Source organism: Actinomyces polynesiensis, assembly GCF_000820725.1.
In the GTDB taxonomy this organism is placed as follows: Bacteria; Actinomycetota; Actinomycetes; order Actinomycetales; family Actinomycetaceae; genus Pauljensenia; species Pauljensenia polynesiensis.
The window spans coordinates 1-11,532 of the sequence record NZ_CCXH01000003.1 but is presented as its reverse complement, the minus strand read 5'-3'; the positions used below and the strand labels follow the sequence as shown (position 1 = coordinate 11,532).

Annotated in this window: 10 protein-coding genes; 1 reads left to right on the top strand and 9 read right to left on the bottom strand. The window is 68.0% G+C overall.

The features are described 5' to 3' along the window. Positions 1-38: 38 nt before the first annotated feature. The 4 genes from TA90_RS00180 to TA90_RS00165 are packed head-to-tail and all read right to left on the bottom strand — an operon-like array spanning position 39 to position 3,437. Complete coding sequence (locus TA90_RS00180) at positions 39-953, bottom strand: ABC transporter substrate-binding protein (protein ID WP_043534011.1); 915 nt, start codon at positions 951-953, stop codon at positions 39-41. A gap of 36 nt (positions 954-989) precedes the next feature. Continuing rightward, positions 990-1,703 (bottom strand): ABC transporter permease, encoded by a 714-nt coding sequence (locus tag TA90_RS00175; RefSeq protein WP_074015194.1) that lies wholly within the window; start codon positions 1,701-1,703, stop codon positions 990-992. Further along, a complete protein-coding gene (locus tag TA90_RS00170) occupies positions 1,703-2,350 on the bottom strand; it encodes an ABC transporter permease (protein WP_197067801.1) in 648 nt (215 codons plus the stop codon). Before TA90_RS00170 ends, TA90_RS00175 begins: the two co-directional genes overlap by 1 nt. A gap of 4 nt (positions 2,351-2,354) precedes the next feature. Then, entirely contained in the window at positions 2,355-3,437 is a 1,083-nt protein-coding gene (locus TA90_RS00165) for an ABC transporter ATP-binding protein (RefSeq protein ID WP_043534015.1), read from the bottom strand. 459 nt (positions 3,438-3,896) lie between these two features. Here TA90_RS00165 and TA90_RS00160 point away from each other — a divergent pair, with 459 nt between their 5' ends. Continuing rightward, entirely contained in the window at positions 3,897-6,041 is a 2,145-nt protein-coding gene (locus tag TA90_RS00160) for a S8 family peptidase (RefSeq protein WP_082031153.1), read from the top strand. A 453-nt stretch (positions 6,042-6,494) separates the two neighbouring features. Here TA90_RS00160 and rbsK read toward each other — a convergent pair whose 3' ends face one another. The 5 genes from rbsK to TA90_RS00135 form a co-directional block, all read right to left on the bottom strand. Continuing rightward, on the bottom strand, positions 6,495-7,421 hold the full coding sequence (rbsK, locus tag TA90_RS00155) for a ribokinase (protein ID WP_043534010.1): 927 nt from the start codon (positions 7,419-7,421) through the stop codon (positions 6,495-6,497). A 2-nt stretch (positions 7,422-7,423) separates the two neighbouring features. Then, positions 7,424-8,446, bottom strand: a complete 1,023-nt coding sequence (locus TA90_RS00150) for an aldose 1-epimerase family protein (protein WP_043534009.1) — start codon at positions 8,444-8,446, stop codon at positions 7,424-7,426. Further along, the gene (gene fucP / locus TA90_RS00145; protein ID WP_052450299.1) at positions 8,433-9,788 is read right to left on the bottom strand and encodes an L-fucose:H+ symporter permease; all 1,356 of its coding nucleotides are present in this window, start codon (positions 9,786-9,788) and stop codon (positions 8,433-8,435) included. Before fucP ends, TA90_RS00150 begins: the two co-directional genes overlap by 14 nt. Next, entirely contained in the window at positions 9,788-10,441 is a 654-nt protein-coding gene (gene deoC, locus TA90_RS00140) for a deoxyribose-phosphate aldolase (protein WP_043534008.1), read from the bottom strand. The genes fucP and deoC overlap by 1 nt, the downstream gene beginning before the upstream one ends. A 67-nt stretch (positions 10,442-10,508) precedes the next feature. Next, positions 10,509-11,532, bottom strand: a 1,024-nt coding sequence (locus tag TA90_RS00135; RefSeq protein ID WP_331394244.1) for a sugar-binding transcriptional regulator, incomplete at its 5' end; no start/stop codon positions are given.

Here is an 11,532-nt window from a genome sequence, read left to right as displayed (position 1 = left end):
AGGGCCCCGCGTTCACCGTCGCGACGGCACCACGGCGCTCACAGGCCCTTCTCGGTGAGCCAGTCGCGGGCGATGGTCTCGATGTCGTCCCCGGAGTTCACCCGACCGTTCATGGTGAGCAGGTCGTCCGTGGTCAGCGCCGCGGAGACGGCGTTGAGGGTGGAGGTGACGGTGTCGGAGACCTTCGACTCCCGGATGATCGGGACGACGTTGGCGGAGGGGAACAGGGACTTGTCGTCCTCGAGGGTGACGAAGTCGTTCTCCGCGATGGAGGGGTCGGAGCTGAAGAGGTCCCCGACCTGGATCTGGCCGCCCTGGAGGGCCGCCAGGGTGAGAGGTCCGCCCGCGTCGAGGATCTGGAAGTCCTTGAACTCCAGGCCGTAGACCTCCTTCAGCCCGGGGACGCCCTCGTGGCGGTCCTTCCACTCCGGGGGGCCACCGAGCACGAGTGTCGAGGCGATGGGCTCGAGGTCGGAGATGGTGGACAGGCCGTGCTCCTGGGCGAGCTCGGAGGTGACGACCAGCGCGTCCTTGTCCTCCGCCTCGGACATGTCCAGTGCCGTGATCCCCTCGGGGAGGGCGTCGGCGAGGGCGCCCATCACCGCCGAGGACTCGGTGATCGTGGTGTCGGGGTCGAGGTAGGCGAGCAGGTAGCCCGTGTACTCGGGCAGGAGGTCGATGGAGCCGTCCTGGAGGGCCTGCATGTAGACCTCACGGGAGCCGATGTTGAGCTTCTCCTCCACGGCCACGCCCTTGTCCTGGAGGGCCTGGGAGTAGATGGTGGCGAGCAGCTGGCTCTCGGAGAAGTCCGCGGACCCGATGATCACTGACTCCGCGTCGGAGGAGGACCCGGAGGAGGACTCCGACATGGGGTCGGAGGAGGAGCAGGCGCTGAGCGCGAGGGCCGCGCCGAGTGCGAGGGCACCGACGGCGAGTCGGGGGGTGGGGCGCATGGGTGGTGCCTTTCTGTGTGGTCGTGGGGGTGGTGGTCAGGCGGGCAGTGGGACGGGGTCCCCACCGGTCCGCGTTTCCCGGCGGGACAGGCCCGGGGAGATGAGTCGTGCCTGGGCGAAGGAGAAGAGGAGTTCGAGGACGAGGGCGAGGAGCGCCACGAGGATCGCGCCGCCCGCCATCTCCGCGTAGTTGCCCACCGCGCGGCCGTCGATGATGTAGCGGCCCAGGCCCTGCAGGGAGACGTAGGCCATGACGGTGGCGGTGGCGACCACCTGGAGGGTGGCGGAGCGGACGCCCGCGAGCACGGAGGGCATGGCGCAGGGGACCTCAATGCGGGTGATGATCTGGGCGTCGGTGCAGCCGATGCCGCGCGCCGCGTCGGTGGTCTCCCGGTCGATGCCCCGGATCCCGGTGACGGTGCCGGCGAGGATCGGGGGGATCGCCAGGAGGACGAGCACCACGAGGGCGGGGATGACGTAGGCGAGCGTGGAGTGGATGCGCGGCGCCATGAGCTGGACCATGAGGATCAGCAGGCCGAGGGTGGGCAGTGCGCGCATGGCGTTGGCGATGCCGACCACGACCCCCTCCCCGCGTCCCGTGTGGCCCACCGCGATCCCGATGGGGAAGGCGATGACGAAGGCAATGGCCAGCACCACCAGGGAGTAGCCCAGGTGGTAGCCGAGCTGTTGGGGGATGGACCCCGCCCCGCTCCAGTTGTCGGGGTCCGTGAACCATTCCTGGATGCCCATCACATGGCTCCCTTCCGTTGCCAGGGGCTGACGAGGCGGCCCGCCACGGCCAGGAGCCGGTCGCAGGCGAAGGCGAGGGCCACGCAGATGACCAGGCCGACGACGATGGGCACCAGGGAACGCCGGGTGAACCCGAGGGTGAAGAGGGACCCCAGCTGGCTGACACCGACCAGGGCCGCCATGGTGACGATGGAGATGTTGGAGACGACCACCACCCGCAGCCCGGACACCAGGGAGGGCACGCACAGGGGCAGCTCGATGCGGGTCAGGAGCTGGAGGGGCGAGTAGCCCATCGCGACCGCCGCCGTCTTCGTCTCCGCGGGCACGGCGAGGAGGGCGTCGGCCACGACCCTCACCAGCAGGGCCACGGTGTAGATGGTGAGCGCGACGACCACGTTGACGGGGTCGAGGATCTTCGTCCCCAGCACCTTCGGCATCAGGACGAACAGCGCCAGGGAGGGGATCGTGTAGAACAGGCTCGTCACCCCCACCACCGGCCCGTAGGTGACCTTCCTGGCGGCGGCGAGCCACCCCAGGGGCAGGGAGATCACCAGTCCGAGCATCGTGGGAACGAGGGTGAAGTACAGGTGGGACAGGGTGTAGCCCCAGATCATGTCCGCGTTGCGGAGCACCCAGGAGAGGTCCACGTCCTCACCTCCCCACCCGCGCGGCCTCGAAGGCCGCGGTGACGGTGCGGATGTGGACGGTGCCGACCACCCGGTCCGCCCCGTCCACGACGATGCCGGCGCCGGAGGGGCTGGACAGGGCGGAGTCGAGGTGGTGGCGCAGGGTGTCCCCCGCGACGACCGGGGAACAGGCGTAGTTGACGTCCTCCTCGGTGACGGTGTCCCCGGGGGAACCGTGGAACCAGCCCAGGGGGGCGTCGCCCTCGTCGACCACCACGTGCCAGGGGCCGGTGGCCCCGGCGGGGACGGAGGACCCCAGGTGCAGGGTCTCCACCGGGTCGATCCGCACCCCGTCGGGTCCGGCGAAGGAGAGGGAGTGGTACCCGCGGGAGGACCCCAGGAAGTTCGCGACGAAGGGGCTGGCCGGCTCGGAGATCAGCTCCTCGGGGGTGCCGACCTGGGCGAGGACGCCACCCTCGCGGAGGATGACGATCTGGTCACCCAGGCGCAGGGCCTCGTCCACGTTGTGGGTGACGAGCACGATCGTCTTGGCCACCGAGGCCTGGATCTCGAGCAACTGGTCCTGGAGCTGCTGGCGCACCACGGGGTCCAGCGCGCTGAAGGGCTCGTCCATGAGGAGGAAGGGCGGGTCGGCGGCCAGGGCGCGGGCGATGCCGACGCGCTGCTGCTGGCCCCCCGACAGCTGCCAGGGGTAGCGGGTGGCGTGGGAGCGGTCCAGGCCGACCATGTCCAGGACCTCCAGGGCGTGGGCGCGGGCCTCGGCCCGGCGGGTCCCCAGCAGGACGGGCACGGCCGCGACGTTGTCGACGACGGTGCGGTGGGGGAAGAGGCCGGCGTTCTGGATGACGTAGCCCATGCGTCGCCGCAGGGTCTTCGCGTCCTCGCGCTCGGAGCGGTGGCCGTCGATGAGGATGACCCCGGAGCTCGGCTCGATGAGGCGGTTGACCATCCTCAGGGAGGTGGTCTTGCCACAGCCGGAGGGACCGACGAGGACGGTGATGCGGCCCTCGGGGATGGTGAAGGAGAGGTCGTGGATCGCCACGGTCCCGTCGGGGTACTCCTTGCGGATGTGTTGGAACTCGATCACCAGGTCGCTCCGTCCTTCGGCGTTGACCATCTCCGTTTCCACTCAATGGAAACCGCCTTCCACTTTGGAGTAAAGAGCTGTCCACATTCCGGTCGCGCCATCACCCCGCTCGAGCCCCGACCGTGTCAACCCTGTCACCTGTCCCCACCTGCGTGTTCACTCAGTCGTGACATCTCCCACAGGGGGCGGCATCGGTGCCGGGCCATGGTCGGCTGCCACCGGACACCGGTGTCTGTTGCGTCACATTTCCGTGCTGATCAGGGATTTCGCACGCTTCTCAGACACTTCTCCCAGAGTCGGTGAGGGTCGCCACACCTCATGTCCGAGAGATTTTGGATTGACTTGGTTCACCCTGTCCGGGATGCGGATCCTCGTCAATGCTCATTCTCGCTTCGTTAATCTTCCGGTCAACTCCGTCGGTCATCCCACCCGCGGAGTCCAGTGAGAGTGAGGAAGACAATGAAGCATCCCCATGGTGCGCGGACACCGAGGGTGGCGGCAGCGGCCGTCGCCCTCGGTGTCCTCGGCGCGACGGCCCTGTCGGGCGTCGCCGCCGCCTCCCCCGCCGCGACCGGTGGGCAGGACCAGGCACGCTCGATCACGGCGGACGCCACCGTCTCCGATGGTCAGGTCATGAACTACGCGGTCAACCTGCTCGCCGATGTCTCCGCGGAGAACTTCGCCACCGCGGTCTCCCTCGTGGAGAAGGCCGGCGGGACGACCCTCGAGCAGTACCCCCAGCTCGGCACGTTCTTCGTGCAGTCGGCCAGCGCCGGGTTCATCGGCGACATGGCCAACGACCTCGCCCGCGCGGGCATCCCCTTCGATTCCATCGGCCCGACACGACAGGCGCCCATCGAGGGCGAGGAGGTCGTCGTCGACGCGTCGAGCACCGTCGCGAAGCCGTTCTCCCTGCTCCTGAAGTCCAACTCCCAGCTCGACAAGGAGGAGGCGATCTCCGGTGGCCTCGAGGCCGACCCGCTGTCCGCCTCCGCCTGGGGCCTCACCGCGATCGGCGCCCTGGCCGCCCAGGGCGTGGACGTCCCGCTGGAGACGGTCACCGTCGGTGTCCTCGACACCGGCATCGACGGGAACCACCCGGACCTCAAGGACCAGATCGACGTCGACAAGTCCGTCTCCTGCGCGGTGAACGGCATCCCCGACACCTCCTGGGACGCCTGGCAGGACAACCACTACCACGGCACGCACGTCGCGGGCACGATCGCCGCTGCCACCAACGGCACCGGTGTCGACGGCGTGGCACCCAAGGCGCGTCTGGCGGCCGTCCAGACGGGCAACCCCGACGGGTTCTTCTACCCCGAGTACGTGACCTGCGCCTTCGTGTGGGCCGGGGACCACGACTTCGACGTCACGAACAACTCCTACTACACCGACCCCTGGGAGTACTGGGTCCCCGGGGACAACACCCAGGCCGCCGGCCTGGAGGCCGTGACCCGCGCCGTGGCGTACTCCGAGGCGAAGGGGGTCGTCAACGTGGCGGCCGCCGGCAACTCGAACAACGACCTCGACAACCTCACCACGGACTCCGGCAGCCCCAATGACGTCGACACCCCGATCAAGGACCGCGACGTGAGCGACGGCGTGGACATCCCCGCCGAGCTGCCCGGTGTGGTCACGGTCTCCTCCGTGGCCCGTCAGCGCTCCTCCGACGATCCCGCGACGGCGACGCTCATCCGTTCGAGCTTCTCGAACTACGGCGTCAACTCCATCGACGTCGCCGCACCCGGGTCGTCGATCCTCTCCACGATCCCGACCTGGTACAGCTCCTCCGCCGGCGCCGGCTACGGATCACTGAGCGGCACGTCCATGGCGTCCCCGCACACCGCCGGCGTGGTGGCCCTCATCAAGGCCATCCACCCCGACTTCACCCCGGAGCAGACCACCGCCCTGCTGGAGAAGCAGGCCGGGTACACCTTCGACCGTCTGGCCGTGCCGACCGACGGCAAGGAGTACCGCGGCGCGGGCCTGGTCAACGCCCTGGCCGCCGTGCTGAAGGACCAGCCCCAGCCGGTGGTCGGCGAGGTCGAGTACTCCACCGACGGTGGGGAGACCTGGTCGGCCCTGGAGGGTGCCACGCTGCAGGGTGCGGTGAAGGTCCGCGTGTCGGTGACCGGTCCGGTCACGGCCGCCACGCTGAGCGTCGGTGGGACCACGCTCGCCGAGGGCGAGGCCGATGGTTCCTTCGACGGTCCCGGGATCCTCCTGGAGGGTGCCCTGGACTTCTCCGACGCCACCGAGGCCCAGGACCTGACGGCCACCGTCTCCGCAGAGGGTCGCAACGCCGATCCCGAGGCGGATGACGACGTCGCCGCCGACACCGCGTTCTCCGCGGAGCCGACGCCGGCGGTCGAGCCCACGCCCGAGCCCAGTGACGACGGCAGCCAGAGCGGTGATGACGGCTCGGCGGCGCCGACGCCCACCCCGTCCCTGACCGCCAAGCCCGGTGCCTCGCCGACGGCCACGGACCAGGGAGGCCTGGCAGCGACCGGCGCCAACCTGAGTGTGCTGGTGCTGGCCGGACTGGCCCTGGCGGGCGGCGCCTCGGCGCTGGTCGTCTCCCGGACCCGCTCCACGCGGCACTGAGTCCCACGCACACCCTGCCCCACAGGTCCGTCCTCCGGACGGACGCGAGGCCCCTCCCGGCTCTGCCGGGAGGGGCCTCGCGTCCTGGTCGGGAGCACCTCGCAGCGGCGAGCGACACCCGCCGGGACGCACCTCCTGCTGGCCGCCTCGCCCGTGACGATCCCTCGTCGAGCGGTGGGGTTTCCACCGAATGGAGGGGTTACATGTCCACCGCTCGGTGGAAACCCCACCGCTCGACGGGAAGTCGGCTCCTCGATGGCACGTCACCTGCTCCACGAGCGCTTCCGTGCGGCTCACACCTCAGGATCCCCACGGACCCGGCTCCCGGGTGGGGAGGAGGACACAGTCCCCCACCTGGCCCTGCACCCGGGACAGTGGTGGGGTGTCACCCATCGGCGACACCCCACCACTGCGCGACCGCCCGGCAGCACCGTCAGTCCGGGCAATCCCCCGTCACCGTTCGCTCTCCCCCTGTGCGAGCCAGTGTGCGAACTCCTCGGCGTCGGCGTAGGACTTCTGGGTGCCGCGCTTGGTCACGGAGTTCGCGGCGTAGGCATTGGCCGCCCTCAGCGCTTCGGGGACCGGGTCCCCCTGGACCAGGTGGTGGCTGAAGCAGCCGATGAACGCATCTCCCGCGCCGGTGGTGTCCACAGGGGTTGCTGGGTACTCGTCGAGCAGCAGTTCCCCTTCCGTCCCCAACCAGAACACTCCGCGCTTGCCCAGTGTGACGATGAGATTGGGACATCCCCTGTCCACCAGGACCTGTGCCGCAGCGCGCACCTCCTCGATGCTGCCCGTGGGCAGACCCGTCAACGTGGCCAGCTCGGTCTCGTTGGGCACGAAGTAGTCGCACTTCGTCACCTGCGCGAAGTCGAGCTCGGTGGAGGCGGGGGCCGGGTTCAGCAGCACCGGCACACCCACCCGCCGCCCCAGGTCGATGGCCGCGTAGACCGTCTCCAACGGGATCTCCAGCTGGAGGACGATGAGCCGGCACTGGGCGACCTCGTCGGCCACGGCGTCCACGTCCGCCGGGGAGAGCGCGTTGTTGGCACCCTTGACGATGATGATCGAGTTGTGGGAGTCGGGGTCCACGAAGATCGGGGCGACGCCCGACGTCCCCGGTGTCGACAGCACGTGGGTGGTGTCGATGCCGTTGGCCTCGAAGTTGCGCACGGTGTTCGCCGCGAACATGTCGTCCCCGACACGCGAGACCATCAGGACTTGGGAACCGAGCCTCGCGGCCGCGACCGCCTGGTTCGCGCCCTTGCCTCCACAGCCCATGGAGAAGTCGGGAGCCTCGATGGTCTCCCCTTCCTGGGGCATTCGGGTGATGTAGCTGATGAGGTCGACCATGTTCGACCCGATGACCGCGATGTCCATGCTCATGACTCCTCCACCAGACCGGTCACGACGCGGAAGTGCCGCGTCTCCTGCGCGCCGAGCTCAATCAGCGTTCCTGCAGCCTTGGCTGCCAGGCGCCCCTCCGGACGGGAGGTGCCGGGCAGGACGAAGGCGGCGACCTGTTGGTCCGGGTTCCACAGGATCCACCTCGTGGCCACCGGGAAGTCGGCGGAGGAGAACTCAGTGCGGAACGTCTTCCCGTCAGGGGCATGCAGCTCGAAACGCATGTCGGTGCCATACTGGGGCAGGTCGTCGGCGAAGAAGACGATCTCGGGATCGTAGTTCTCCGAGCCGGCCAGTTTCGTCGTGTCGACCTCGCCGGACTTGATGGCCTCGTTGAAGGCGGTCCACTCCGGGGTGGGGTGGACGTGGGCGGGGATGGACTCGCGGATCCGGAAGCTGCCGGCAGGCAGGTTCTCGGTGAGGGTGGCACCCTCGACGTAGGCGTAGTTCATGTGGCACATGTACTGCAGCGGCATGGGCTGGTAATCGGAGAGGTTCGTGACCTCCATCTCGATGGTGAAGGTCGTGGCGCCAGTACCCAAGGTGACCTTCGGGCGAGCGCGGTAGTGGTCCCCGAAGCCCTTGACGTACTCGTAGGACCCGGTGACCGCCACGCTCCCCTCCCCCACCTCCAGCCAGGCGCGGTCCATGCGGGCGCACGCGAACTCGCCGTGCAGTGGATGTGTGTCCTCGGGCGAGGGACACCCGGCGCCCAACAGGCCGGAGTGGAAGGCGAAGCACCCGTAGGTGTCCTCGATGAGGGTGGCCCGGTGGGGCTCGGCGAACATGTTCTTCATGCGCAGGCTGGTGCCGTCGAACTCGGCATCCCAGATGATCTGTCCCATGAAGGGCAGGACTTCGAGGTGACCCCTCGAGTTGGCGATGACCAGGGAGCTGACGCCGGTGGCGTACTCCCGGGCGGTGACGGTGAACTCCTCATCCGAGAGGATCACCTGTGGGGTGGGGGTGAATTGGCTCCTGGACAGTTCAACGGTGAACATGCTGGACCTCCTTCAGGTCTGAAGCGGTGGACGGAGCGCGGTGCTCGCGGCGGTAGAAGGACACGAAGTACATCAGCACCGCCGCGAAGCAGACGATGTTGACGACGAAGGACAGCTGCATCGACCCGGTGTGGTCGGAGACCAGGCCCTGCATGACCGGCACGAAGGCCCCACCGACGATGGACATGACGATGACGGCACCTCCGGTCTCGGTGTGACGCTTGTCCTCGATGGTGTCCAGCGTGCGGGCGTAGATCGTGGCCCAGCAGGGTCCGAAGAGTCCGGAGACCAGCACGGCTGCGTAGACGGCGGTCATGTTGGGCACGGAGACGACGTACACCAGCGCCAGGATGCCGAGCACGGAGTAGCCGATGAGGACGATGTTCGCGTCGAACTTCGTCATCAGCAGGTTGGCCACGAACTTGCCGACGAAGAAGGCGATGTAGGAGAAGATCATGAAGGTCGAGGCGTCACGCTCATTGATGTTCCCGTTGAGCTGCATGGCCAAGCGGATCGTGAAGGACCACACCGCGGTCTGCATGCCGACGTAGAGGAACTGGGTGCCGATGCCCTGCAGGAAACGCTTGTTGTGGGCGAGGTAGCTGATGGTCTCCCCGATCGTGGCGCTGGCCTCGTGGGTGGCGTCACGCAACGGCTTGCAGTGGGGGAACTGGGTGACGGCGACCAGGAGGAGCATGACGGCCAGGACCACGACGATGAACTTGTAGGGCAGCAGCGTGCTCTGCAGTGCCTGTTCAGCGAAGGCCTTGGTCTGTTCGGCATCGAGGCCCTCCATCTGCTTCTTGAGGGACTCACCGCTGCCGAAGATCAGGTACTTGCCAAGGACGATCCCGAGGATCGACCCGAGGGGGTAGAAGGTCTGGGAGATGTTGAGGCGCAGGGTCGACAGCCGGCGTGGGCCGAGCATCGTGGAGTAGGTGTTGCACGAGGTCTCCAGGAAGCTCAGACCGATCGCCAGGGCGAACAGGGCCACGAGGAAGACCGAGTACGTGGCCATCGTGGAGGCGGGGAAGAAGAGCACACCACCGAGGATGTACACGCTCAGGCCGATGAGGATTCCGACCTTGTAGGAGGTCTTCTTGATGACCCGAGAGGCGGGGATCGCCATGATGAAGTAGCCGCCGTAGAACGCACTCTGGACGAAGGCGGTGGCCACGTCGGAGAGGGTGAAGACAGTCTTGAACTGGGTGATGAGGATGTCATTGAGGGCTGCGGCGGCTCCCCACATCGGGAAGCACAGCGACACGAGGATGTACTGGAGCAGTGGCGTCTTGGAGAGGTAGCCGTCGGGCAGTTGCTCGGAGGTGTCCTTGAACAGCATCAGTCCGTCTCCTCCCCGAGGAGCGCCAGCCCTGCGGAGGCGCCGATGCGGGTGGCGCCGGCGGCGACCATCGCGTCGAACTCCTCCGGGGTGTGGATGCCACCGGAGGCCTTGACCCCGAAGTCCGGACCCACGGCGCGGCGCATGAGTTCCACGGCGTGGACGGTGGCCCCACCGGTGGAGAAGCCTGTCGAGGTCTTGACGAAGTCCGCCCCGGCACGCACGGCGGCGTGGCAGGCCTCGACGATCTGATCGTCGGTGAGCAGGCAGGTCTCCAGGATGACCTTGACGAGGGTGCCCTCCCCCGCGGCCTCGACGACACCGCGGATGTCCTCCTCCACGAGGTCCCAACGTCCGTCGAGGGCATGGCCGATGTTCATGACCATGTCGACCTCGTCAGCGCCGTTGGCGACGGCATCGCGCGTCTCGAAGGCCTTGGTGGCGGTGGTGGTGGCACCCAGGGGGAACCCGATGACCGTGCACACCGCGACGTCGGTGTCGACGAGCAGGCTGGCTGCTGTGGGCACCCAGCACGGGTTGATGCACACGGAGTGGAACCCGTGTTCCTTCGCCTCGGCGGCGAGTGCCTCGACCTGGGCCTGCTGGGCATTGGGCTTGAGCAGGGTGTGGTCGATCAGTTGCGTCTTTGCCATGGTGGCAACCTCCCTTGGTTGTGGCACCCACGCTACGACCAAGGGGAACTTCTGTCAATCACTATCTTTACAGTTGTTCACTCTCGGCGTCGCTGTCGCGCGTCCCGGCCGCCCGCTCGAGCAGCACCCTCGCCGAGACCTCGTCCGTCACCAAGTGCGTGGCATATCCCGCTCGCAGCGCGACTTCCAGCGAATTGAGCTTGCGACGCCCGCCCGCGACCAGCACTCTGCGCGGCTTCGCGCGCAGGTCCTCCAGGCTGATGCCGACCGTCCGACGGTCGAGGCTGGGCACACATGCCTTGCCATCTGCGTCGAAGAACCGAGAACAAATGTCACCCTTCGCCTTCTCCAGGACCTCGCCACGCTCCTCCGGGGTGAGGTAGCCGGCCGAGAGCAGCAGGGAGTCCGGCTCGACCGATCCGACGGTGAACACCGCCAGGTCGGCCTCGCGTCCCATGTCGAGGATGCGTCGCAGGTGACGCTCGGACTCGACCAGTCTCTTGACCTCCTCGGAGTCGAAGGCGACGGGCAGGTGGAGGTACCGGCCGTAGGCGTTGAACGCCCGGCAGAAAAGGTTCATGGTCTCCATGTCGTTGGTCTCCCAGGACGTGAAGGACAGCCCTCCCTTGAGCTGGATGACCTCCACCCCGTGCACGTCACGGTGCCCGAGGTGCCGGGCCACGGACCACATGGTCTTGCCCCAGCTCACCCCGATCATCGTCCCGTCGTGGACGAGGTCCTCCACGACCTCGGCGCCCACAGCTCCCAGGCCGTCCAGCAGCGCCTCGTAGTCCCCACCCGCCGCGCTCGAGATGCCCACGCCCTCCAGGTCGAAGGTCTCGCGGAGACGGTCCTCGAGGGCTGCCCGGTTCTCACCGGGGTCGTTGATGGAGATCGTCACGAAGCCACGGTCGCGCGCGTACTGGATGAGCTTGGAGGCAGTGGGGCGTGAGACCCCCAGAGACTTCGCCACGGCCGACTGTGGCAGTCCCTTGATGTAGTACAGCCGTGCCGCCTCCAGCGCACGCGCGTCCTTGTCGTTCGCCATCGTCTCCTCGTTCCCGTGTGGGACCAGTCTAGTTTCGCTGCGG